This is a genomic window from uncultured Phocaeicola sp. (genome assembly GCF_948499155.1).
Taxonomy (GTDB): domain Bacteria; phylum Bacteroidota; class Bacteroidia; order Bacteroidales; family Bacteroidaceae; genus Phocaeicola; species Phocaeicola faecalis.
In genome coordinates, this window is record NZ_CAOOSE010000016.1 from 1 (window position 1) to 24,072 (window position 24,072).

Consider the following 24,072-nt stretch of genomic DNA (forward strand, 5'->3'; position numbering starts at 1 on the left):
CAGAGCATCTGCCTTACAAGCAGAGGGTCGGCGGTTCGAATCCGTCAACGCCCACCGAAGAAAAATTAAATATTGCACGAGAAAGCAACTATCGGGCGTTTAGCTCAGCTGGTTCAGAGCATCTGCCTTACAAGCAGAGGGTCGGCGGTTCGAATCCGTCAACGCCCACCGAAGAAAGAGCTTCATAAGAAAATGTGTATTAGATTTTAAGATTAATTGCTGCGGGCTGACGTGAATACGTTGACTCGTTTTTTTGTATATATACCTCTTGTTTGACATCCAACCTTCTGCATACGTTTAAAACTCCCTAAGTCGTTTCATTAGTCGGACTAAGCATTTTCGTCCTTTCGATTATGCCTGTCTGTCAGTCGAATTACTACAGTCTTCGGCAGTGGACTGTATAGTCCGTTACCGTAGACCGTACAGTCTGCTACAATGGACTGTACAGTCTATTATAGCAGACTGTAATAATCTTCCGTTTAAAAGGACTTGGCTGACCCTAAGAAACGGCTTACTCTTCCTTTGGTTAGTGATATGATATTTAAATCCCCAAGAAAACGATGTGGCCCAAGAATAATAAGTAATCCCAAGTGGACCGGTACTTCATAATCAACTGGACTGTTCCCGTTAAATTTCTGTTGGCCCATTGTTAGTTAGGGATATTTCACCGCTTCCCACGCAAATTTCCGCATCTTTGTCATACAGCACGCCGAACTGTCCGGGTGCAATGCCCTGCAAAGGTTCGTGGCTGTGGATTCGGAACAGGTCATCTTCCCGTGTCAGTATCCCTTTCATAAACGTATCGGTATGCCGGATTTTGAAAGAAACGTCTACAGGAGAATTTCCCTTCCATAAGTCCTCCGTGATGAAATGGAAACCGCGCAAGGCAAAGTCTGTACCGTATTGCTTTTCGGTATCATATCCGCGTGAAACATAGATTATGTTCTCGTCTATATCTTTGCGGATAACGAACCACGGTCCGCCGCTCAGTCCCAACCCTTTGCGCTGTCCTATGGTGTGGAACCAATATCCTTTGTGGGTGCCAATCCGTTTTCCTGTCTCCACTTCAATGATGGCTCCTTCTTTCTCGCCCAAAAAGCGGCGAAGGAAGTCATTATAATTGATTTTCCCCAGAAAGCAGATACCCTGACTGTCCTTGCGCCGTGCACTGGGCAGTTTGGCTTGCAAGGCAATATCCCTGACTTCATTTTTCATCAGTCCGCCAAGGGGAAACAGCAGTTTGGATACTTGCAGATAATCTATCTGTGCCAGAAAATCCGTTTGGTCCTTGACTGAATCTTGTGCGGTTCCGAGCCATATTTTCCCGTCTTTTTCAAGGATGCTGGCATAATGGCCGGTGGCTGTCTTGTCATACAGATGTCCGGCCTCCTGCTCGAAGCATCCGAATTTGATGAGTTTGTTGCACATCACATCCGGGTTGGGGGTGAGGCCGCGCTTCACTTTGTCGATGGTGTATGCCACGACATTGTCCCAGTATTGCCGGTGCAGGTCAATGATATTCAGGTTGAGGCCGTATCTGCGTGCGGTAGCCGTACACAGTTCGATGTCCTCTTCTGCGGTGCAGGTGAGGTCTTCATCACCGTCCATTCCGATTTTGATATAGAAAAGGTCGGGCTTATATCCTTGTTCGCAAAGGAGGTGTACGGCAACCGCGCTGTCGACTCCTCCTGAAATTAATGCAGCTATGTTCATTTTTATGTTTTGGGTCAATGATTATTAGACAGCGGATATTCTTCGGACGCATAGAGCACGGTCGACAGATATCTTTCTCCTGTATCGGGTAAGAGGACTACAATTTGTTTCCCCTCATTCTCGGGTAATTTAGCCAGTTCCAAAGCGGCATAGGCGGCAGCTCCCGATGAGATTCCTACCAGCAGTCCTTCTGTGGAAGACAATTCGCGTCCTGTGCGGATGGCATCATCGTCTTTTACACGGATTATTTTATCTACCAGGTTTCCGTTGTATATCTTGGGGACGAACCCTGCGCCGATACCTTGTATCTTGTGTGCTCCCGGTTGCCCGCCCGAAAGGACAGGGGAGTTGTCCGGTTCCACTGCTACGATTTGTATGTTGGGATTCTGTTTTTTCAATCCTTCCGCCACACCGGTCAATGTACCTCCGGTTCCTACTCCGGCAACAAAGATATCCACTTCCCCATCGGTGTCATCCCATATCTCCCGGGCGGTGGTGCGGACATGAACCGCAGGATTTGCCGGATTGTCGAACTGACCTAAAATGACGGCTCCGGGTGTGGTCTTGCGCAGTTCTTCCGCTTTTTCTATGGCTCCTTTCATTCCTTTGCCACCTTCGGTCAGCACCAATTGTGCACCTGCCGCTTTTAATAAATTCTGGCGTTCCAGACTCATGGTTTCGGGCATGGTGAGTATGGCTTTGTAACCTTTTACTCGGGCAACCCACGCCAATCCCACACCTGTGTTGCCGCTGGTGGGTTCGATGATTACCGAACCGGGTTTCAGGATGCCTTTACTTTCCGCGTCTTCTATCATTGCAAGTGCGACACGGTCTTTTACGCTTCCGCCGGGATTGAAATATTCCAGTTTGGCAATTACTAGTGCTTTCGCACCTTGTTTTTTACTGAGGCGTGACAGTTCCAGGAGGGGAGTGCCTCCAATCAGTTCAGTCAATTGTTTTTTTATTCTTGCCATAATCTTTTGAATTATTAGTGGGTTATCTTTAATAATGCAAAGATAGGGGTTGATGTTCAGACAAACAATACCATATTTATGGTATATTTCTTTTGTGCGGTTTTCTTTTTGTACTACCTTTGTTACATGAAAAACGAATCTAATCAATTATGCGAACACGAAAAACGATGAGGTTTATGGCAGCACTTTGCCTGCTATGTTGCGTGGCTTGTACGCCGCAAAAGGATACTCCTAAAAAACTGAAAGTTCTCTCATGGAATGTGTGGCACGGCGGTCACTCTAAAGCTTATCCGGGAAAAGGATGTGAAGGTACTGTCGGTATTCTCAAGAAGAGCGGGGCGGATGTGGTCTTGATGGTAGAGACATACGGCGCTGCTCCGATGGTGGCTGACTCACTGGGATATCAGTATCATTTAATTTCCAATAATCTATGTATCTACAGTCGTTATCCCATTGTTGAAAAGTATGCCTTCCCCGATAGCATCGGCACTTTTAACTTTGGCGGAGTAAAGATTGATATGGATGGCACTCCGGTGCGCATCTTCGACACTTGGTTGCATTATTTGCCCGATATGCGCTTGGCTCCCACCGACAAGTCGGAAGAAGAAATTCTGGCCTGGGAGACTGCCGGAACGAGGGATGACGAGATAGGGAAGATTCTTTCCGTTCTGAAACCGATGCTGGCGGAGGCCGATAGCATACCTGTCATCATGGGGGGAGACTTCAATGTACATTCGCATTTGGACTGGACAGAAGAGACGCGAAATTTGTATAATCACGGCGGGGCAGTCGTTCGTTGGCCGGTTTCTGTTGCGATGGAGAAAGCCGGCTTTAAGGATAGTTTCCGCGAAATGAATCCTGATGCGGCGGCCAAGTTGGGAGTGACCTGGCTGACTGACGCGGACTCTTTGGAAACGGAATGCCGGGCAGACCGTATCGACTTTATCTATTATCAGGGAAAGACCATACAGGCCACTACTTCAGAGTGTTATGATAACAGTCTGGGAAAGACATTCACTTTTGAGGGAGAGGATTTCTTCTACCCTTCTGACCATGGATTTGTTTTGTCCGAATTTGTTTTGAAATAGATTGTATGATTATTCAATTAAATATATACTGATGAAAAAGACTTTTTTAATTTCCTGCCTGTTGGCTGCTTCTTTTCCTGTGATGGCGGCATACACCGGGCATGTTTATGTAGACAAGAATAAGAACGGTGTGTTTGATAAGGGAGAGAAACCGATGTCCGGCGTCAAGGTATCTGACGGGCTGAATGTGGTGGAAACAGCTGCTGACGGTAGTTTTACGCTTCCCGGTCATGCCAGGGAACGTTTTATTTTTATTACTACTCCTTCTGGTTATAAGACCTATAACCGCCATTATCATAAAATAGAGGATAAGCAGGCTTCTTACGACTTTGGGCTGATGCCTTATGACGGAGGTTTGGGTAAGGATGGTTCCCATAAATATATTCATATTGCCGATACAGAGATTTTCAATACCAAGAATCATGATGAATGGGTAAATAATGTACGTGACTATGCAGCGAATGAGCATGCCGCTTTTATTATTCATACCGGTGATATCTGTTATGAGAAAGGGCTGAAAGAGCATATCAAGCTGATGAATACGGAGAATATGGATTGCCCAGTCTTCTATTGTATCGGAAACCATGACCTTGTCAAAGGTAAATACGGTGAAGAGCTTTTTGAAAATATCTACGGCCCTGTCTATTATTCGTTTGACGCCGGACGCGTGCATTACATTGTCACTCCGATGGCAGGCGGTGACCATGCTCCCGGTTATACCCGTGAGGATGTTTATCTTTGGCTGAAAAACGACCTTGCCCATGTAAAACCCGGGACGCCTATCATGGTGTTTAACCATGACTTGCTGACTTATGATGACACTTTTGTTTTTAAAGGAGACAACGGAGGCAGCATTAACCTGAACGAGCATAACCTGAAAGCGTGGGTATATGGCCATTGGCACATTAATTATATAAAGAAGCAAGGAGATGTGTATAGTGTGTCTACCGCTACATTGGATAAGGGCGGGATTGACCATTCTACCAGTGCTTTCCGTGTAATGCACGTGGATAAGAACGGTGATTTCACTTCCGAACTCCGTTATTCTTATTTGGATAAGAATATCTGCATCGCTTCTCCTGCAGGTACTGCCTCTGCCAATCGTGTTCCTGTCACGGTAAATGTTTATTCGTCTGTAACTCCGGTGAAAGAGGTGGTTTATAGTTGTCTGCAAGACGGAAAAGCCATACTCAAAAACAAGAAACTCGCTCCGGCTACCGACTGGACCTGGAAGGGGGATATGCCTCTGTCTGCCAAGTATCAAGATAAGGAACTGACCCTGCAGGTGACGGCTCGTTTTAATAATGGTGAAACCGCTTATGCCGAAAGCACCTTTACTGTCCAACCGGAACAGGTAAAAGTGTCATTGGGTGCCGACTGGAATAACTTGTTGGGAACTTCTGCCCATGTCGCTCCGGTTTGCCCGCCTTTGGAAGCCCCTCTGCAATTAGCCTGGACGAAGAACGTAGGAGCCAATATTTATATGACTTCTCCTTTGGTGCACAATGGCAAGGTATATATTGCTTCTGTTGACGAAAATCTGAAAGGCGAAGGTCATGTTTATGCCTTGGCCGGAGAAGACGGAGAAATACTGTGGAGTTATCCGGTCCGTAATTCCATAAAGAACACGATTGCAATAGACAAAGGTGTGGTTTTCGCTCAAGATGCACAAGGTTGGCTTTATGCCATCGATGCGGAAACGGGAAAACTCTGTTGGGAGAAACAACTTCCTGTCAACGGTTTGCCTGCATTGATTGACGGATTGGTGGCCAATGACGGTATCGTGTATGCCGGAGCCGGAAAAGGACTCGGTGCGTATGAAGCCCGTACCGGCAAACAGCTCTGGAAGAATGAAGATTGGGGACAGGGTGAAGGAACTACTACCACACTGACACAAGGCAACGGACTTTTAATCGGTTCCGTACAGTGGCGGGCACTTTATGGAAATGATGCCAAAACTGGAAAGAAATTGTGGGAAGCCAGTGATAACGGCTTGCGTAATCGCGGCTCATCGGTTGCCATGCATGGTTCGTTGTTGTATCTTATCTCCAACCAATCTTTCTTTATTCTCGAAGCAACTACCGGAAAGGTGATTGTCCGCAAACCTTTGCCTTATAATGTAGATGTGACTTCCACTCCGTTGCTTACCGACAAAGAGATTATTTTCGGTTCAGCAGAAAAGGGACTGATTGCGCTGGACAATGAAACGCTGGAAGAAAAATGGGTTTGTCCGGTAGGAGCAGGACTGGTCTATACCTGTCCTTATACCCGCAAGGGGGCGGCAACAATTGAAACCAGTCCGGTGCTGGCAGGAAATACCGTTTATGTGACCGCTTCGGACGGAGTGGTGTATGGCATCAATAAAAGTGATGGAAAGATTATTTGGAAATATGCTACCGGAGCACCTGTTTTCAGCTCTGTCGCTGTTTCTGGTAACGTATTGATTGCGGCGGATTTTGGAGGAAATGTCTATACATTCTGTGCCCGATAATCTTTCTTGCCGATTAGCTTATTCAGAAGCCTTTATATTATTGTTTTCTTTGTAAATGGCTTATATACAATGAATTATGGGCATATGGTGATACTGATTTCACCATACGCCCTCTTTATTGTCAATCTTGTTAAATAAGCATAAACTCTGTAGCTTGAATACCTTTGCAACCAATCATTCTCTTATCTTTGTAAAATAATAAATGAAAAGGCCGTGAGGCCCGCTTAATAATTTCAAATGACATTTAAAGAACTAGATCTTATAGAGCCGATATTGAAGGCTTTGGAACAAACCGGCTATACAACGCCGACCCCCATTCAGGAACAAGCAATTCCGGTATTATTAAAAGGTAAAGATTTGCTGGGATGTGCGCAGACAGGAACAGGAAAAACGGCAGCTTTTGCCATCCCCATTATTCAGGGACTTTATCAATCAGATAGTAAGAAAGGTATCAAGGCTTTGATACTCACCCCCACACGCGAACTGGCCATTCAGATAGGCGAGAGCTTTGATGCTTATGCCCGATATACACGTGTAAAGCATACGGTTATTTTTGGAGGGGTTCCTCCGAAACCGCAGATAGATGCATTGAAAAGGGGGGTGCAGGTATTGATTGCTACTCCGGGACGTTTGCTTGACTTGCAGGCGCAAGGATATATTTCCTTGAAAGGGCTTGATTATTTTGTGCTTGATGAGGCAGACCGTATGTTGGATATGGGCTTTATACATGATATAAAGCGCGTATTGAAACTGATTCCTGCCAAGCGGCAGACACTTTTCTTCTCTGCTACTATGCCGCCTGAGATAGAAAAATTGGCTAACTCCATTCTTACCTCTCCCGAAAAGGTGGAAGTGACTCCGGCTTCATCTACAGTGGATACCATCCAGCAAAGCGTTTACTTCGTAGAGAAAAACGAAAAAAAGGATTTGTTGCTCTATCTGCTGAAAGATAAGACGATAGAGTCGGTATTGATTTTTACCCGCACTAAATATGGGGCGGACAAGTTGGCAAAGATACTGAATAAGAACAGTGTGGTGGCAGAAGCTATTCATGGAAACAAATCGCAGAATGCACGCCAGCGGGCATTGAATAATTTTAAGGACCGGTCAACCCGTGTACTGATTGCAACGGATATTGCTGCCAGAGGTATCGACGTAAACCTGCTTTCCCATGTAATCAACTATGAATTGCCCAATATATCGGAAACGTATGTACACCGCATTGGCAGAACCGGACGTGCCGGACACGATGGGGTGGCAATTTCTTTTTGTGAATCGGAAGAATTGCCTTATCTGAAAGATATACAGAAGTTAATCGGATTGGAAATACCTGTGGTGAAAGAGCATCCTTTTATGACTACGGCCGGTGTGCAGCTTCAAAAAGAGAAGACTGAAGAGATAAAGGAGAAGGCAAAGGCAAATAAAGTATATCGTGGAAGCAAGAGTAATGGTGACTATTGGCGCAGAAAGAAACAGGCGCAGAATAAGAAGTCGGCGGCTGTTGCGGTGAAACAGTAATATTTGATTGTGCTTATATACTAAAAAAGGGATGTATCAAAACATCCCTTTTTTAGTGCTTGGCAGCTATGTGTTTAGAACATGGCTACCGGACGTGTATTGTAAGTACTTCCCTTACTGTTTGCCATTAATATTCCACTGAAGAAGTTCAAATACCAGGCCTTGTTTTTATTGCCTTCCGAAGAAGTCCAATAACTCTGCTGGTCGAAGTCCTTGAAACATTCCTGCTTGGCATTGCATATCACACCGGCATGTTGTAACTCCCACAGCAGTGCCAGTTCGCCCACTGCCGGCAGATACCATTCGCCTGCGCCTTTTCCGGGTTTGCTGTATTGGTAGCAATAAGTTCCTGCCGGATAAGTAGAGGTGCTCTTGTTGATATAAGATGTATTTGTTGCTCCATTAAAGTCGCTCAGGATACCCTCCGACGGCCAGGCGGTAATCAGTCCTGTTTCTGTATCGATGGTCGTTCCTTTAATTTGTTCTTCGGCATTGTCAGAGAAATACGAATCTGCGGTGCCATTGAAATAAGGCAGGCAGCCGGTTTGCTGTGTACCATTGATAATGGTGTCGTTCTTCAATTCTTCGATATCCTCCGATTTGCTTGCCCATCTCACTCTGGTTTGTGCATTGGTCAGTGCCACGATACGTCCGTAGGGAGATGCGGTGAGTGTCTTGTCTATATTGCCGTTCTTGTCGTTTAGTGCATAAACAATACCGATACATGTTTTTTCTTCGTTCACTTCTGTAGAATAAGTACCGTCACTATAGTAGTAGTCACCTACTTTGGCAGGGGCTACCGGAGTGCAAGTAAGGGCGGTGGCTGTGTAATACTTTCCTTTTTCCAATGTGATGCTTTCTGCAGTTGAGGCTTCATAGATGTTGCCTGCATTGGTGACCAGGGTAAAATGTAGCTGTGCCGCCTCCGAAGGGAAGAAGGAAATATAAGCGCTGCCCGGCAGTCCGGCGTCATTCTTTATGGTAAAGCTTCCTTCTGTGGTGCTGCTGAATTCTCCATCTTTCAACTTTAAGGTTGCATTGGAATAAAGTTTGCCTGCAGTGGCTGTCACGGTGATGCGTGAAATGTCGTTCAACGGTGTGCTTCCGTCCGTGGTGAACTCAAATTTTCCGATAGTCATCAGGCTTTTCATTTCACAACTGCCTGAGCCGGATTGTGCAGTCATGGTCACCTTGCACAAAGCCCATGAATAATCATAATCTGCCACGCCTGCCAATGTTCCGTCCTGACCGGCAAGACTTAGTTTCTGCGTCAGTGTATCACTGCTGTTTGCTGTAATGGCATCAGCCGGATAAAATACTGCAATTTCTTTATCGTTTTTCACTTTATTCGAGATGTCGCCGGTAAATAAGTCGGTAGAAGTGGGCGACAGGGTGAAGATACTCTTCTTTACTCCTGTCAGGCTGGAGTGCATGGCTGCCAGTTGGGTACCTTCATTCCAATTGCCTTGCAGCATACCCGGAGTTGCAGCGTCGTTGCGTACTTCCAGCGAGGCTGTTAGGGAGAAAGGAACGGTAGATGTCGTATTCGACTTGTCGTTATCATCATCATCGCTGCATCCGAACATGCACAATGTAATGCCTAAAAGGAGAAATGTTTTTGCCTTTTTCATCATAGTTTTGCTTTTGCAAGTTTTTTATTTCAATCGGCAAAGGTAAATGTAATTTGTAGTCTTTTCAAATCTATTCAATGAAAGAAAGGCTTTTTTCGACGAATTAAGAGTTTTTGGTGATGAAAGACTCTACAATTTCGTTGAAAAGGGCTTCTGTCTTATTCTGGATTTTCAATTATCTTCTTACATTTACCGATTGCAGACTGAATTTTTATGGCGTTTACTTTTTCTCGCCGAAATCGGCTTGCTGTTGCTCCACTTCCTTCAGTTTCCGTTTGTTTTGTTCTCTTACTGCTTTTTCCTTTTCCAGCTCCTCTTTAGATTTGGCCGTGATTGGAAAGTACTGTGAATCAAATTCCATTGGGATAAGTGCTGCCTCTTCCTTTGAATAAATCAAAGGATATGCTGCAGGTTTGCTTTCCAGTTCCAATTCTGCAGCAACCGGCATTTGCGAACCTTCGAACAATACGCTGGCTGTTATCTTTATCTTGCCGGGTTTCAGAGTGGATTGTACCAATACCGGCGCTGTTCCCCATTTTACAGGAGCCGGATTAGCCAACACGTTTGCACCGCCGAGGATGCGCCCTTCACCTTCGATGTGGAACTTCACATAGTAATTGTTCAGGCGTTTGATGTTGCCGTTTTTATCGGCAATGGCGGCTACCACCGTTACGAAGTCCGAACCGTCGGCTTTCAGTTCCGTGTTTTCATTATCTGCCCAAAGAAGTAATTGGGAAGGGCGGCGTGCCGGACGTACTTTGTGAGTGGCTACCACTTTTCCGTCCATCAGTCCTTCTGCCAGTAGAAAGACTTCCTTCTGCTTTCCTTCTTTCATAGACATGTTTTTGTCTATCATAAAGTCGTATACATCCTTAAATGTGATGATTGGCGATGGCATTCCTTCGCGGGCTGCCGGTTTAGTATACGTCAGGGTCTTTCCTCCTTTATTATAAGTGAGGCGCACTTCGTCACAGTTGGAATATACGGTCACGTCTTTAGGAGAGAACGGTGTCATTTCGTGGGCGATATATACCATGGGGCCGGTTTCGAACAGGCGTTCTTGCTTTTCGGGCGAACGTTGCGCTTGGAACATATAATAAGAATACTTGGGCTGGCGGAACACGTCCATCAATCCGCCGTAGAAGGGGTCGGGGTGATAGCCGCGCTGGTGGTCGAATGAATGCCACAGGCAGCCTCCCACGTGCTGTCGGGGGGTACGATAAAGTACGTCATAGCAAGTATATGGATAGCTAGGTGCTGCATAATGCCAGGCTTGGATAAGCATGGCCTGTTCTCCCCAGTTGCGGGCCACCCGGCTGGGAGAGTTATGAGAGTTCCAGTCGTCTACGTTATCTCCCCATTCACGGGTGAAGTAAGTGATTTTGGGGTCGAGCTTCTTTATAGCCCAGTCTTTGTCCGCATTGGCCGGATGGGTGAAAAGGACGGGATAGACTTCATGACCGCGCGCCTCGCTGTCGCAACCGGAGTAACAATAAGGATAAGGATATTCTTGTGCCACTAAGTCGAGTGTGTTTTTTGCAAAATCAGTCGGATACCAGGTTTCGTTCAGGATAGGTTCCCACAGCCATACGCAAGGATGATTACGGTCGCGACGGACCAGATTGCGGATGTCACTGTAAACGCGCTGGGCAAACTCGGGAGCGTCATTCCAGAATTGCCAGCCTGGGGTATTGACAATAACGAACAGGCCCAGTTCATCACAGGCATCCATAAAGGCAGGGTCTTGAGGACAATGAGCGTTACGGATGATTTTCAGACCGGCGTCGCGCAACTTTTTTGCATCACGCCAGTGAATACTGTTGGCTACTGCATTGCCTACCACAGCAAAATCCTGATGTCGGTTGGCGCCAATCAAAGGACGCTCGTAGGGTTTTCCGTTCAGCCAGAAACCGTCTTTGCCCTTGAATTCAATGCTACGGATACCGATTCGGCGGCGATAGCCGTCTACCGTGTTTCCTTCATTGTCGCGGATACGGACTATTAAATTATATAAGGTAGGGGTTTCGGGGCTCCAAAGCATCGGCTGCTTAACGATGATTTTATCTTTAGAGGTAATGGCTTTGCCGGGACGAACCTGCACTTTATCGTTTAAGAAAGCGACTTGCCGTCCGTCCGGCTGTTGCAGTTCATATTCCACTACGCCCGTAAAGGTCTTTTTGCCTTCATTGCGCACATGGGTTTTCAGTAGAACTTCCGCCGAGTTGTCGGACACTTTGTCGTAGGCAACGAAAAGTCCGCCTCCAGCCGTTTCGTTCTCAAAGTTGGGGTCGGTGATGAAGACGGAGTTATGGGCAATCAGCCAGCAGTCGCGATAAATGCCTCCGAAGTAAGTATAATCCAGCACATCCTGTGCTTTGCCGGGAGGATAACTGGGGTCATCGCTATTGTCGGTCCATACGGCTATGATGTTATCAGTTTCCCACTTCAGTGCATTCGTGATATCAACCACGACAGGCAGGTATCCTCCAAAGTGTTCGGCCAACAGTTTGCCGTTGACAAACACTTTGCTTTTTCCCATAATGGCTTCAAAATGGAGGAAAAGTTTTTTGCCTTTTAAAGCATCGGCAGGGGTGAAATGTTTGCGGTACCACGCTTCCCCTTGATAGTTGATGCAACCGCTGGCTTCGGTCGGCAGATATTCGATGCCGTTGGGAAGAGAGACCACCTCCCACTTCCGGTCATCGAAGTGGATAGCTTCGGCTCCCGGTGCCGCACCTTTGTGCAGTCGCCATGCGGGGTTCATGGAGAAGACATCGCGGCCGGAATTTGCCAGCCGATAGAAACCGGCAGTAGAGAATTCCGGTTGATGGGCCGCCTGCACTTTGCACAAAGGAAAGAGCAATAAGGCGATAAGATAAAGTAGAATACGTTGCTTCATAATAATAAATAGGGATTTATTTCCCAAAGATACAATATACTATGAGTCTATTCTAATCATGGCCGGTAATTTTATTATTTTTTCTTCGTTTAGCCGAAGCATTGGATTAATCCGAAAATCTTGTGGGTGATAAGCGTGAACTAGAGTTGCCCCATTTTAGTGCAAGAGAGGGAAAAGAGAAGCAATATTGCTTCTCTTTCTCTTAGTTGCGGAGGCCTGACTCGAACAGACGACCTTTGGGTTATGAGCCCAACGAGCTACCAACTGCTCCACTCCGCGATGTTGTGTTTTTGATTACGGATGCAAAGGTACGGCTTTTTTCTTTAACTCCAAATGTTTCTTGAATATTTTTTTGAATTAAAATAGGTAAACGATGTAAGTGGTTGATAATGAGTGTATGTTGTGAATGTTAATTAACATATACATGAATATTATACTTTAATTGTTTGTATGGTCCAAAGAAATGATGTAAATTTGCTCACATATATAAATAATGTGCAACTGAATCTATATGGCAGTATCAAAGACAAGAGCTAAATTGGTAGACGTTGCCCGTCAGCTTTTTGCTAAGAAGGGTGTAGATGACACTACGATGAACGATATAGCGGTGGCTTCCAAAAAAGGAAGACGCACCCTTTATACGTACTTCAAGAGCAAGGAGGATATCTACATGGCGGTGGTGGAATCTGAATTGGAAATGCTTTCGGACGCAATGGAACAAGTCGCAAAGAAAGATATCACACCGGACGAAAAGATTTTAAAATTGATAGAGACGCATTTGGATTCTATTAAAATGGTCGTGTATAGAAACGGAACATTGCGTGCCGGTTTCTTCCGTAATATATGGCGTGTGGAAGCTGTGCGTAAAAACTTTGATGCAAAAGAAATCAAACTTTTCAAGCAAGTATTGGCAGATGGGAAAGACAAGGGACTTTTTGATATCGATAATGTAGACATCATAGCTGATATTGTGCATTATTGTATTAAGGGAATCGAAGTGCCGTATATCCGTGGACAGATAGCTGAAGAGCTGGATGATGAGACCGGTTGGGCGTATGTGGCGAAAATCGTATTCGGCGCTTTGGGACGTAAAAATATTGAAAAAGAATAATTTAATTAATAACGTAAAATAGAAAACAAAATGGGATTATTAACTGGAAAAACTGCGATTGTAACAGGTGCTGCTCGTGGTATTGGTAAAGCAATTGCGTTGAAGTTTGCTTCTGAAGGAGCAAATATTGCATTCACAGACTTGGTTATCGACGAAAATGGTCAGAATACTGAAAAAGAAATTGCTGCTTTGGGTGTGAAGGTAAAAGGGTATGCTTCTAACGCTGCAAACTTTGAAGATACAGAGAAAGTAGTTAACCAAATCAAGGAAGACTTCGGTTCTATTGATATTCTGGTCAACAATGCCGGTATCACGAAAGACGGCTTGATGATGCGTATGAGCGAAGCACAATGGGATGCAGTAATTGCGGTCAATCTGAAATCTGCTTTTAACTTTATTCATGCTTGTACTCCTATCATGATGCGTCAGAAGAGTGGAAGCATTATCAATATGGCATCAGTGGTAGGTGTTCACGGAAATGCGGGTCAGTGTAACTACTCAGCTTCCAAAGCCGGTATGATTGGTTTGGCTAAGTCTATTGCTCAGGAACTGGGCTCTCGCGGTATCCGTGCCAATGCTATTGCTCCGGGCTTTATCATCACTGATATGACTGCCAAACTGAGTGACGAGGTAAAGGCTGAATGGGCTAAGAAGATTCCTTTGCGTCGTGGCGGTACGCCTGAAGATGTGGCTGACGTAGCTACGTTCCTTGCTTCTGATATGTCATCTTATGTATCCGGACAGGTGATTCAGGTTGATGGTGGTATGAATATGTAATCTTTGCATGACAGTCGTTTACGAAGATAATCATATAATCGTAGTCAGCAAGACTTCTTCTGAGATTGTTCAGGGTGACAAGACCGGCGATACTCCTTTGTCGGAAACGGTAAAGGCGTATCTGAAAGAGAAATATGCCAAGCCGGGAAATGTCTTTATAGGCGTTACTCATCGTTTGGATCGTCCCGTCAGCGGTTTGGTGGTTTTTGCCAAAACCAGTAAAGCGTTGGCACGGCTGAACGAAATGTTTCGTGATGGAGATGTGAAGAAAACCTATTGGGCGATAGTGAAAGAGTGTCCGAAGGAAACGGAAGGCGAATTGGTTCATTATCTGGTCCGCAATGAGAAACAGAATAAGTCCTATGCATACGATAAAGAAGTAAAGAACTCGAAGAAAGCGATACTTCATTATAAGCTTATCGGCCATTCACAGAACTATTATCTGTTGGAGGTGGATTTAAAGACAGGACGCCATCACCAGATACGTTGCCAGTTGGCAAAAATGGGGTGCCCCATTAAAGGTGATTTGAAATATGGCGCTCAGCGCTCCAACCCGGACGGTAGTATTTGTCTTCATGCACGGACGATAAAGTTCATTCATCCGGTTTCGAAAGAACCGATTGAACTGACGGCACCGGTGCCCGAAGGCAATTTGTGGAACGGTTTTGATATGGATTAAGAAACAGCAAAAAGGGAGTGCTTCACAGCATTCCCTTTTTTCATTTTAGGCATCTTTCATTTACTTCAACACTTCTCCGCTTTCGCTGAAAAGTACAGTGCTCTCAGTACCCTCTTTGTCGGTTAAAACAACCTTATAGGTCTTTGTACCATCTTCTTTTGCTTCAACAGAAGCTTCTTTGATAGTTGAGTCTGCATAGTTTTTGGTAATGGCATCTTGGACGGCTGTCGGAAGGTCTTTTACTTCGATAGGAGTGAAGTCATTCACTGCTGCAACGGTTTCGATGCTTGCCGGTGTCATGTTATAGGCAAATACGCTTGTTCCAATTCCCATTACTAATGCTACTGCTACAAATAATTTTTTCATAATTGTAAGTTTTTACAGGTTAATGATTTATCTCGTTTGTTCTCTCTGATATTTAAAGAACAATTGGCGTGCCAAACTATAATGTGATTTGTAATCCGTTGATTTATAAGGATTAATGTTTTTGCCGTGATGTGGGGAAATGTGGAAAGACGGGGAATGTGTGGAAAGAAGTGAGGAATTATTCCCCACTTCTTTTTATTGGATATTGTAGAGTTTCAGTTTATTGTACAGTGTCTTTCGGTCAATGCCTAATAAGAGGGCTGCTTTACTCTTGTTGTTTCCGGTTTGCTGAAGGGCTTCCAGAATGCGTTTTTTTTCAGTTGCTTCGTCGTGCAGGCTGAAGCTTGTACTTGTCGGAGAAACGTTGGGCGACTCGACCAATTCATTCCCCAGCTCTGTTAGGGTAATATAGTTGCCTTGTGCGAGCAGCGTGGCACGTCTCACGATATTCTTCAGTTGTCGAAGGTTGCCGGGCCACGAATAGGTTTGCAGTGCATTGCTGGCTGCTGCGTCAAAGCCTATCAGATGCCGGTCGAGTTCATGGTTGGCCTGATCCAGGAAGAAGTTGGCAAAGAGCAAGATATCTTCCTGTCGTTCTTTCAGGGACGGCATGCGCAAGGTAAACTCATTGATTCGATGGAAAAGGTCTTCGCGGAAGTTTCCTTTTTCAATGGCTTGCAGGAGATTCTCATTCGTAGCACTGATAAGCCGGACATTTACTTCTATCTCTTTATTGGAGCCCACGGGACGGATACGTCGTTCCTGCAGGGCACGCAGAAGCTGGATTTGTACTTCGTAGCTCAAATTTCCTATTTCATCAAGAAAGAGTGTACCGCCATTAGCTTCAACGAAGGCGCCGGTCTTGTCGTGGAGTGCTCCGGTAAAGGAACCCTTCACATGACCGAAGAATTCGGAGGCTGCAAGTTCTTTGGGGATAGAGCCGCAGTCTATTGCAATAAATGGTTTGTCGGCACGTTTACTCAATTGATGGATGCGGTGGGCGACATACTCTTTACCGGTTCCGCTGGCCCCATTGATGAGGACAGACATGGGGGTAGGGGCAACTAAGCCTACATAATTGTATAGTTGGCGTGCTGCTTCACTTTCACCCTCCAGAAAGTTGGATGATGGAGCGACCGATACCGATGGGGCAGGATGGGAAGGCGTCGCAACGGTGTTTTTGCTTTGCAGCGCCTCATTTATTTTTTTTAACAGTACATCCGGTTGTACCGGTTTTGAAATATAGTCGTTGGCACCGTTTTTCATGGCTTGTACAGCACTTTGGATATCTGCATAGCCGGTCATGATGATAAGGGGAATCCGGTGCCCATGCTCTTTCATCCATGCAAGTAAGGAAATACCGTCCTGATCCGGCAAACGGAGGTCCGAAAGCACAAGGTCATAAGGTTGGGCGTCCAGTTGTTTTCGGGCACGTGCGCTACTGCCGGCAGTGTCTACCAGAAACCCTTTCTTTCCTAGCCATGTTTTTAGCATGGTGGCAAAAGTTAAATCGTCTTCTACTATTAGAATAGAGTGTGGCATTTTCATGTTTTTAGTTATACAAAAATATACCTTTTTTACTATGCTTCGAAATGCCGGAAGATTTTCTAATACCTTTTAACTTATAAAGGTTTAAATCTGTTCTTCGGCTTGGCGGATTATTTCGTCTATTTCATCAAGGATGAATAGGGCTTTCTCGCGTATTTCGGAGGTCATTACAGTGGTTCCCCGCCTTTGTTCCAGCCAGGTGAGGGGGGCAATGGAAGTGTTGGCTCCCAGCATGGTAAATAAAGGTAAAAGCTTGTGTGCCATCGCGGTAATTCCTTCTATCTCCTCTTTTTCGAGGGCGGCAGCCATGCAGCTTCGGTTCTTTTTGGTTTCAGACACGAAGGTGCGGATAATCTCTTTCGCTGCGGCGGGGTCATCTTCCGAGAACGCGGTAAGGGCTGAGAAGTCCAACGATGCCGGGACGGTGTGAGGGCTGTCATTCGTCTGTGGTTGCAATCCTTCGTTGCCGGTCTCTTCCAGGTCCGTCAAATCCTGTCGGATGGCTTGCGAAAGGGCCTCGAAAATTTCGTGTGTGTTAAAGGGCTTGTGCAGGCATCCGGCAAAGCCCTTCGAACGGAAATATTCGGCATCCATATCACTGCGTGCGGTAATGGCAATAACGGGAATGTTTTTTGCCCGGTCAGCCGGAAGTGCACGGATGGCATCCAGCAGGTCGAAGCCGTTCATGGCAGGCATTTGTATGTCGGTCAGAAGGGCGTCGAATTTGTTTTCTTCCAATTGCCGGAAAAGCTCTTCGGGTTGTTCGCAACAGGTGATATGGATGGTGGGACGTTTAAGCATGGCAGCAGTCAATTGCAGTTGGATGCGGTCATCATCAATAAGGATAAAGTTCTTTATCCCTTCCTCCCTGTTATTCTTTTTGTCGGCATTGGGGGCTTGGGGCAGAGGGAGGTAGACATGGAATGTGCTGCCTTTTCCCGCTTCGCTTTCTATCCTGATGTCTCCTTCGAGTAGCAACACAAGTTTTCTCGTAATGGCCAGTCCCAGGCCGAAACCTTCTTGTCCTTGTGCGTTACGCAGGCGGGTAAACTCTTGGAAGATTCGTTTTTGTTCTTCTTCGCTGATTCCGCAACCGGTATCACTGATGCTGAAGTGCAGTTGTCCGTTTTCCAGTGCCGCACGGAGCGTGATGCTTCCCTTTTGTGTAAATTTCAATGCATTGGAGAGCAGGTTCTCCACTATCTGCCTGGTGCGGAACGGGTCACCTATATATAAACGGTTCAGGGGTTCTCCACAGTCGTACTCCAATAACAGATGTTTGGCATTTGCCATCGGTTTGAAGCTTACATAAATGGTATCAAATAATTGATGAGGGTTGAATGTTACCCTGTTCACATCCATTTTGTGGGCATCCAGACGGTGAAAGTCCAATAAAGAGTTCACCAGACTCAGCAAATGTTTGGCGGAGCTTTGCATATTGTTGAGGTAAAAACGCTGCCGTTCTTCTGTCGTGATTCGCTCCAACAGGTCGGTATAGCCTATAATGGAGCCCACCGGCGCTTTGATGTCGTGTGTAATGGTCAGCATTAACTTTTCGCGTGCCACCAGCAAGTCTTCGGCACGGCGTTTGGCCTTCTCCAACTCCCGGCGGTAATGATTGCTGCGTGTAATGTCTCGCCAGATAAAAATCAGGAATATGCTTGCCAGCAGCACGGCTACGATGGCTATGGCCTCTACGGTGCGTGCCGAACTTCTCCGGATTTCTTCCTCCTGCATCTGTTTGTGTCGGGCCATCTCCAGCCCTTCATTCTCGATGGTGCTTAACAGCTGGTTCACTTTCTGGCTCAGTTTTAAACCGCTGAGGCGCAGGGACTGTGTTCGTTGGTTGAGCCTCTTCAATTGCTGTTGTTGGGTGTCGGTCACACGGCTCTGCACGTCTTTCAGCAGTGTGACGACGGTATCGGCCGGACTGTATGATTCGGTCAGTGTGTCTGTAAATTCTTCTTGAATCACATTGTTGACTTGGGTGGAGTCCCCTTTTCCGGGCGAGAACACTTCTCCCAGTCTTTTGAAAAATCCTTTCGGCTTCTTATGGATGGTGTAGGAATTGGTATGTGTCACGACTTTCCGCCTTACATGGGGCAGGCTGAGTAACGAATCCTGCTCGGCTATCAGCTCTTCGATGTGCTGTCGGTAAATCTTGTCGGTGCCTCCTTCCTGAATGGCGCGGAGAAGATTACGCATATTGCGTTCCTTCTCCATCAGAAACATCTCGACCGTATCCAGTCGGAGGGTCTGTATGCTGTCTGTCAGTAAGCTGCGCAATGAATCGACTGCGGCATTCGCCTTTTGCATGGATGTTTTATAGCGGGAGTATTGTCCCAGTTGGCCGGCGCTCAGGGATTGTCCGATAATCTCGGCTTGATAGAGCTGGCCGACAATCTCGTTGGTTACCCTCCGGCGTAAGTTCAATATGGTCTCGTTGTCGTCCGTTTCGGTCAATGCTTTCATTTCATGGTTGATGTACTGAATGGAAGCAAATAACAGAAACGTGAGCAGGATGTAGCCTGAAGCTACTTTCAGTTGTGTCGAGAGGCGTGGCATAGGCAAAAACTACGGAAACGTAAATAATACATGACGCCGGCGGTGGTGAGGCCAAACGGAAAAGCCATCCAGATGCCTATGATTCCCCAGTCCATTACGAAGCCGAAGAAATATCCGGCCGGCAGGGAGATAAGGAAATAGGCGATGAAGGCGATATACATCATAGGCTTTACATCTGCAATGCCTCGCAGTGCATTGGCAAAGTTGATTTGGAGTCCGTCACCGAATTGGTAGACAATGAACGGTATGATTAATTGTGCCACCATCACGCTTACCGCCTGGCTGTCGCTGAACCAGCCTCCCAGTTGATGCCGTAGCAGGAAAATGGGAAGCGCACCTATCAGGGCAATGCCCAGCATGATGTGGAAGCCCGAGTATGCGGTGCGGCGTACATTCACCCAGTCATTTTGTCCGTTGAAATTGCTGACACGCACAGCCACAGCCGCCCCCATTCCATAATACATCATAAAGCATACTTGCGAAATGGCAAGCATAATCTGATGTGCGGCAAGTGCTGTCGTTCCTATCCAGCCCACCATGATGGCGCTCAGGCTGAAGGATGCGGTCTCCATACCCATCTGCAGGGCGATAGGCCAGCCTAGCTTGTTCAGATAAACAAAATCGGCGCGGTTCACTTTGCTGTGCACAAATCCTTCTTTATATATATGATATCGTTTTGTACAGAAAAAGATGAAGGCAAACGCCACCACCATCATGATTCGGGAGGCGAGGGTAGAGATACCGGCACCGAGCAGTCCCAATTCAGGCATGCCTAACTTTCCGTAGATAAGGATGTAATTGCCTATGATATTCATGACATTACCGCCCAGCAACAGCCACATCGATACGCGGGTATCGGTGATGCCGTCGGCAAATTGCTTGAATGCATTAAACAGAAGGACAAACAGTAATGATATGAGCAGCACGATAAAGTAAGGTTTCATCAGCGGAAGCAACTCTTCGGGTTGTCCCAACTGATGGATATTCAGATAGAGCACCCACATGATAAAGGTGAGCAGTACTGCCAGCAAGACGTTGGCAAAGATACTGTTCTTGAGCATTCGTCCCACTACCGGTGTCTCACCGCGTCCGAACAGACTGCCGACAATGGGAGTCAGGCCATACGAAAAGCCGGTAGCAAAGATGATGGCCAGTGTGAACATATTGTTGACGAAACTGGCGGCAGCCAATTCGTTGGTGCTGTGATGTCCTATCATGAGCGTATCGGCAAAACCAAGGATAATGACACCCACTTGTCCGATGACAATGGGAATTCCGAGTGTAAATAGAGATTTGTAATGTTGAATGTATGTATGGTTCATAGGTTATATATTTTTTCCGTTCTCTTACGGCGTGCGGCTTGCATCTTTGGCGGCAGCTTTATAATACAATACGGAACAATTCCCCGGCAAAAATGTTCGTTTCGCCGCTTCCTTAATCTGTTCTCTCGTGACAGAACGATATTTCTCCACTTCCGTATTTATATCTTCAGCTTTTCCGATTAACTCGAAATAAGCCAGATTGGTGGCCACATTCAGGTAATTGAGATTGTTGAATATCTGTTCGCTTTCGTAGCGGTTCTTTACTTTTTCCAATTCGTTCTCGTCTATACAGCCTTCGGTCAGTAAGGCAAGTTCTTCCCACACAGCTCTTTCCGCTTCTTCCAGAGTCACTTCCGGTACAGGTTTTCCCACGATATGGAACAGGCCCTCATCGATGCTTCCGGATATATACGCGTCAATGGAGTTGAACACTTGCTTTTCCTGTACCAAATGTTGTACGAAACGTGAGGAGCGTCCGCTGCTCAGCAAGTCGCTCAGCATATCAAATGCATAATAGTCGGGATGGTTGCGCGCACACATGTGGAAAGCCATATACAGGGCATCAACCGGCACATTCCGTTCCACACTCAGGCGGCGTTCCTCTGTCTGCACCGGTTCCATGGGGAGCGAACGGCGGGCGACGTGGCGGCAGGGAATCGGACTGAACCACTTCTCGGCCAGTGCCACTGTTTCTTCAAAAGTGATATGTCCCGCCACCGCCAGAATAGCATTGTCGGGAGCGTAATAGCGGAAAAAGAAAGCCTGCACCTCTTCAGGAGTAGCATTGGCGATGTGGCTGATTTCTTTTCCGATGGTAGGCCACCGGTAAGGGTGCACTTTGTAGGCTAATGCACGCAACAAATGAGAAGCATCACCGTAGGGCTGGTTCAGATTCCGTTGCTTGAACTCCTCTATCACCACTTGACGCTGCACCTCCAGACTGCGTGGGTTGAAATCCAGCGATAACATACGGTCACTTTCGAGCCAGAAACCTGTTTCCACATTTTGGCGCGGAAGAGTGATGTAGTAATTGGTGATATCGTTGTTGGTCCATGCATTATTCTCTCCGCCGGCGTTCTGCACCGGAGTGTCATAATCGGGCACATTGATGGAACCGCCGAACATCAGATGCTCAAACAAGTGAGCAAAGCCCGTATGTTCGGGGTCTTCATCGCGTGCACCCACATCATAGAGGATATTCAGTGCCACCATTTGGGTGGTGTTATCCTCCGAATGGACAATGCGCAGTCCGTTTGACAGGGTATGTCTGTTGATTTCTATCATTTTTTTTGCGGGTGACTTCGGTTTATTCTACAACAGTCGCTTTCAGGATGCGTATATTATCCAACGGACGATCGGCACGGTTGGTCTTGGCAATCTCTATCTTCTCTACCGTTTCCATACCTTCCACCACTTCACCGAATACGGTGTACGAACCGTCCAGATGAGGTGCGCCTCCCACAGTGGTATAAGCCTGAATCTGCCGGGGAGTGAAATGGAACTTTTCTTCTTTATCCGCCATTGCCTGTGCTTGGGCTTCGAGTGTATCTTGCAAGGCATACAGTCCTTCCGTGTCACCGGCTTTACGCATTTTATAAATTTCTTTCATGTGCTTCTGTGCCAGACTGTCGAAAATCGCTTCCTCGCGTTGTTCATTAATCTTGTTCTCCATGCCGAGCAGTTGGGGCTCTGTAAATTTGCGTCCTGTCACGATATAGAACTGGCAGCCGGAAGAAGCCTTTTGCGGATTCACGTTGTCTCCCTCGCGGGCTGCTGCCAGTGCACCTTTGTGATGGAAGAATTTGGGAACGAATTCGGCCGGAACCGTATAGCCGACATCTCCGTTGCCCAACATGGCAGTATCAGATGCCGTTTTGCTGGTCGGGTCACCGGCTTGCACCATGAATTGCTTGATGACACGATGGAAGAGAGTACTGTCATACACACCTTCTTTGGCAAGTTTGATAAAGTTATCGCGATGCTTCGGTGTTTCGTTATACAGTTCCACAGTGATGTTTCCCATTGTTGTTTCCAGTTTTACCTGCGTACGCTTTTCGTTTTCCATTTGATGATTCTCTTTTTTTGAGCCGGCACCGCGTGCTGTTATAAATGCGAAAGAGGCGGCTATCATTAATACTTTATTTATTTTCATGTTTATAATATATATGTATAAGTTTGCAGATGATAAAGTGGACAAATGTACAAAATAGTTTTGATGTTGCATAGATTGTCGTGTTATTAAAAAACAGAAAGTAGTGTTATGATAAAAATATATGTTCGTTTCAGCATTCGTGTGTGTAAAGAAAGTAAAAATAAGATTTCATCTCCTTCTAAAGTGATAGATGTGCCGCAAGTGTCTTTTTTGAAGTTCGCCAGACAGGAAATAGCCCATGCCCATCAGATAGGATGCTACAGCATGGCGCGGAATTATGGTACAGCCGTCCGTTCCTTTCTTTGTTTTTATGGGCGTAAAGATATTTGTTTCCACGAAATCACCCCTTCGCTGATGCAGGATTACGAAAAGTGGCTCAAGTCACGTGTGGGCATGAGTACGGTTTCGTGTTATTTCCGCTCTCTCCGTGCTTTGTACAATAAGGCGGTCGAGCGCGAACTGTGTCGGCAAAAGTTTCCTTTTGCCAGAGTGTATACCGGTTATCCCAAAACAGAGAAGCGTTCTATCACGGTGTCCGAAGTGCGTAAACTTCAGGCTTTAAAGTTGGAAGCGGGCTCTTTTGTCGAGCTTGCCCGTAATCTTTTTATTATGAGTGTCCTGCTTTGTGGAATGCCGTTTGTCGACCTTGCCTTTCTCAAGAAGTCTCAGATAAAAAATAACATACTCACTTACAACCGTCATAAAACCAATTATACGGTGCGTATTCATTTGGAACCTTGTATGCATGCCATTCTCAATCGCTATGCAGAATCTTCCACCACTGATTATGTCTTTCCGTTAATAACCAGTTCGAATGAAAAGCTGGCTTACCGGCAATATAAGGGAAAACTGTGCTATTATAATAAAGTATTGAAAAAACTGGGACAAATGGCAAACATCAAGAGCGACCTCACTTCTTACGTGCCGCGCTATACCTGGGCAAGTGTCGCTTATCAATCCGGAGTGGAACTCCCTGTCATTGCAAAAGCACTGGGCCATGCTTCCTCCCAAACGTCTTTATATTATATACGCGGAATAGGTGATGAACGATTGCACGCTGCCAATGCACAATTAGCGGAGCAGTTTGTTAAAGTTTATAAAACCGGAAAAATGAAAAGAACAAAAAGCCGGGATGTGTGTTACTCCGCACAAGAGGTAAGAAAAAACTATAACTGATTATTTATCAATGATATACGAACTACACTTTTGATTAAGCAAGACGACTGCAAACAACTTAT

17 protein-coding genes and 2 tRNA genes are annotated in these 24,072 nt (G+C 46.1%); 8 read left to right on the forward strand and 11 right to left on the reverse strand.

Translation table 11 applies throughout. From position 1 onward, the window contains the following. The first annotated feature begins 93 nt into the window (after positions 1-93). A tRNA-Val gene (locus QYT14_RS11940) sits at positions 94-168 on the forward strand. Positions 169-627: 459 nt separating this feature from the next. On the opposite strand, the gene mnmA is transcribed toward QYT14_RS11940, so the two are convergent. After that, complete coding sequence (gene mnmA, locus QYT14_RS11945) at positions 628-1,713, reverse strand: tRNA 2-thiouridine(34) synthase MnmA (protein ID WP_288325509.1); 1,086 nt, start codon at positions 1,711-1,713, stop codon at positions 628-630. A 14-nt stretch (positions 1,714-1,727) separates the two neighbouring features. Beyond that, positions 1,728-2,687 carry a cysteine synthase A gene (gene cysK, locus QYT14_RS11950; RefSeq protein WP_288325510.1) on the reverse strand — a complete coding sequence of 320 codons (960 nt, stop codon included), beginning with the start codon at positions 2,685-2,687 and terminating at the stop codon, positions 1,728-1,730. A 176-nt stretch (positions 2,688-2,863) separates the two neighbouring features. Here cysK and QYT14_RS11955 point away from each other — a divergent pair, with 176 nt between their 5' ends. The 3 genes from QYT14_RS11955 to QYT14_RS11965 all read left to right on the forward strand — a co-directional run bounded on the left by QYT14_RS11955 (position 2,864) and on the right by QYT14_RS11965 (position 7,784). Then, positions 2,864-3,775 carry an endonuclease/exonuclease/phosphatase family protein gene (locus QYT14_RS11955; RefSeq protein WP_288325511.1) on the forward strand — a complete coding sequence of 304 codons (912 nt, stop codon included), beginning with the start codon at positions 2,864-2,866 and terminating at the stop codon, positions 3,773-3,775. A 31-nt stretch (positions 3,776-3,806) separates the two neighbouring features. Continuing rightward, positions 3,807-6,266: a PQQ-binding-like beta-propeller repeat protein gene (locus QYT14_RS11960; RefSeq protein ID WP_288325512.1), complete on the forward strand. Its 2,460-nt coding sequence runs from the start codon at positions 3,807-3,809 to the stop codon at positions 6,264-6,266. A gap of 237 nt (positions 6,267-6,503) precedes the next feature. After that, positions 6,504-7,784: a DEAD/DEAH box helicase gene (locus tag QYT14_RS11965; RefSeq protein ID WP_288325513.1), complete on the forward strand. Its 1,281-nt coding sequence runs from the start codon at positions 6,504-6,506 to the stop codon at positions 7,782-7,784. Between the two features lie 74 nt (positions 7,785-7,858). Here QYT14_RS11965 and QYT14_RS11970 read toward each other — a convergent pair whose 3' ends face one another. The 3 genes from QYT14_RS11970 to QYT14_RS11980 form a co-directional block, all read right to left on the reverse strand. Further along, complete coding sequence (locus QYT14_RS11970) at positions 7,859-9,415, reverse strand: DUF1566 domain-containing protein (protein ID WP_347280233.1); 1,557 nt, start codon at positions 9,413-9,415, stop codon at positions 7,859-7,861. A 220-nt stretch (positions 9,416-9,635) separates the two neighbouring features. After that, complete coding sequence (locus QYT14_RS11975) at positions 9,636-12,314, reverse strand: glycoside hydrolase family 2 TIM barrel-domain containing protein (RefSeq protein WP_288325515.1); 2,679 nt, start codon at positions 12,312-12,314, stop codon at positions 9,636-9,638. A 206-nt stretch (positions 12,315-12,520) separates the two neighbouring features. After that, positions 12,521-12,593, reverse strand: a tRNA-Met gene (locus QYT14_RS11980). Between the two features lie 232 nt (positions 12,594-12,825). Between QYT14_RS11980 and QYT14_RS11985 the strand changes: the two genes are divergently transcribed. The 3 genes from QYT14_RS11985 to QYT14_RS11995 are packed head-to-tail and all read left to right on the forward strand — an operon-like array spanning position 12,826 to position 14,881. Then, on the forward strand, positions 12,826-13,425 hold the full coding sequence (locus tag QYT14_RS11985) for a TetR/AcrR family transcriptional regulator (RefSeq protein WP_237040197.1): 600 nt from the start codon (positions 12,826-12,828) through the stop codon (positions 13,423-13,425). 30 nt (positions 13,426-13,455) lie between these two features. Beyond that, positions 13,456-14,202, forward strand: a complete 747-nt coding sequence (fabG, locus tag QYT14_RS11990) for a 3-oxoacyl-[acyl-carrier-protein] reductase (RefSeq protein WP_288325516.1) — start codon at positions 13,456-13,458, stop codon at positions 14,200-14,202. A 7-nt stretch (positions 14,203-14,209) separates the two neighbouring features. Next, positions 14,210-14,881, forward strand: coding sequence for an RNA pseudouridine synthase (locus tag QYT14_RS11995; RefSeq protein ID WP_237040195.1), 672 nt, complete (start codon positions 14,210-14,212; stop codon positions 14,879-14,881). A 60-nt stretch (positions 14,882-14,941) separates the two neighbouring features. Here the strand turns inward: QYT14_RS11995 and QYT14_RS12000 are convergent, their stop codons facing one another. The 6 genes from QYT14_RS12000 to QYT14_RS12025 form a co-directional block, all read right to left on the reverse strand. After that, on the reverse strand, positions 14,942-15,247 hold the full coding sequence (locus tag QYT14_RS12000) for a hypothetical protein (RefSeq protein WP_237040194.1): 306 nt from the start codon (positions 15,245-15,247) through the stop codon (positions 14,942-14,944). A 195-nt stretch (positions 15,248-15,442) separates the two neighbouring features. Further along, positions 15,443-16,789 carry a sigma-54 dependent transcriptional regulator gene (locus QYT14_RS12005; RefSeq protein ID WP_237040240.1) on the reverse strand — a complete coding sequence of 449 codons (1,347 nt, stop codon included), beginning with the start codon at positions 16,787-16,789 and terminating at the stop codon, positions 15,443-15,445. Positions 16,790-16,879: 90 nt separating this feature from the next. After that, the gene (locus tag QYT14_RS12010) at positions 16,880-19,366 is read right to left on the reverse strand and encodes a hybrid sensor histidine kinase/response regulator (protein WP_288325517.1); all 2,487 of its coding nucleotides are present in this window, start codon (positions 19,364-19,366) and stop codon (positions 16,880-16,882) included. Next, positions 19,336-20,682 carry an MATE family efflux transporter gene (locus QYT14_RS12015; RefSeq protein WP_288325518.1) on the reverse strand — a complete coding sequence of 449 codons (1,347 nt, stop codon included), beginning with the start codon at positions 20,680-20,682 and terminating at the stop codon, positions 19,336-19,338. Before QYT14_RS12015 ends, QYT14_RS12010 begins: the two co-directional genes overlap by 31 nt. Positions 20,683-20,706: 24 nt before the next feature. After that, on the reverse strand, positions 20,707-21,966 hold the full coding sequence (locus tag QYT14_RS12020; protein ID WP_288325519.1) for a pitrilysin family protein: 1,260 nt from the start codon (positions 21,964-21,966) through the stop codon (positions 20,707-20,709). 22 nt (positions 21,967-21,988) lie between these two features. After that, positions 21,989-22,834 (reverse strand): peptidylprolyl isomerase, encoded by an 846-nt coding sequence (locus tag QYT14_RS12025; protein ID WP_288325520.1) that lies wholly within the window; start codon positions 22,832-22,834, stop codon positions 21,989-21,991. A gap of 108 nt (positions 22,835-22,942) precedes the next feature. On the opposite strand from QYT14_RS12025, the gene QYT14_RS12030 reads away from it, so the two are divergent. Continuing rightward, positions 22,943-24,010: a site-specific integrase gene (locus QYT14_RS12030; RefSeq protein ID WP_288325521.1), complete on the forward strand. Its 1,068-nt coding sequence runs from the start codon at positions 22,943-22,945 to the stop codon at positions 24,008-24,010. Positions 24,011-24,072 lie beyond the last annotated feature (62 nt).

Excerpts from the sequence above, each read along its gene's own strand:
- QYT14_RS11995 (WP_237040195.1), top strand. The coding sequence starts at position 14,210 with ATGACAGTCGTTTACGAAGATAATCATATAATCGTAGTCAGCAAGACT.
- QYT14_RS11975 (WP_288325515.1), bottom strand. The coding sequence starts at position 12,314 with ATGAAGCAACGTATTCTACTTTATCTTATCGCCTTATTGCTCTTTCCT.
- QYT14_RS12005 (WP_237040240.1), bottom strand. The coding sequence starts at position 16,789 with ATGCCACACTCTATTCTAATAGTAGAAGACGATTTAACTTTTGCCACC.
- QYT14_RS12020 (WP_288325519.1), bottom strand. The coding sequence starts at position 21,966 with ATGATAGAAATCAACAGACATACCCTGTCAAACGGACTGCGCATTGTC.
- fabG (WP_288325516.1), top strand. The coding sequence starts at position 13,456 with ATGGGATTATTAACTGGAAAAACTGCGATTGTAACAGGTGCTGCTCGT.
- QYT14_RS12000 (WP_237040194.1), bottom strand. The coding sequence starts at position 15,247 with ATGAAAAAATTATTTGTAGCAGTAGCATTAGTAATGGGAATTGGAACA.
- QYT14_RS11965 (WP_288325513.1), top strand. The coding sequence starts at position 6,504 with ATGACATTTAAAGAACTAGATCTTATAGAGCCGATATTGAAGGCTTTG.
- QYT14_RS11985 (WP_237040197.1), top strand. The coding sequence starts at position 12,826 with ATGGCAGTATCAAAGACAAGAGCTAAATTGGTAGACGTTGCCCGTCAG.
- QYT14_RS12025 (WP_288325520.1), bottom strand. The coding sequence starts at position 22,834 with ATGAAAATAAATAAAGTATTAATGATAGCCGCCTCTTTCGCATTTATA.
- QYT14_RS11970 (WP_347280233.1), bottom strand. The coding sequence starts at position 9,415 with ATGAAAAAGGCAAAAACATTTCTCCTTTTAGGCATTACATTGTGCATG.
- QYT14_RS12030 (WP_288325521.1), top strand. The coding sequence starts at position 22,943 with ATGATAAAAATATATGTTCGTTTCAGCATTCGTGTGTGTAAAGAAAGT.
- QYT14_RS11960 (WP_288325512.1), top strand. The coding sequence starts at position 3,807 with ATGAAAAAGACTTTTTTAATTTCCTGCCTGTTGGCTGCTTCTTTTCCT.
- QYT14_RS12015 (WP_288325518.1), bottom strand. The coding sequence starts at position 20,682 with ATGAACCATACATACATTCAACATTACAAATCTCTATTTACACTCGGA.
- cysK (WP_288325510.1), bottom strand. The coding sequence starts at position 2,687 with ATGGCAAGAATAAAAAAACAATTGACTGAACTGATTGGAGGCACTCCC.
- QYT14_RS11955 (WP_288325511.1), top strand. The coding sequence starts at position 2,864 with ATGGCAGCACTTTGCCTGCTATGTTGCGTGGCTTGTACGCCGCAAAAG.
- mnmA (WP_288325509.1), bottom strand. The coding sequence starts at position 1,713 with ATGAACATAGCTGCATTAATTTCAGGAGGAGTCGACAGCGCGGTTGCC.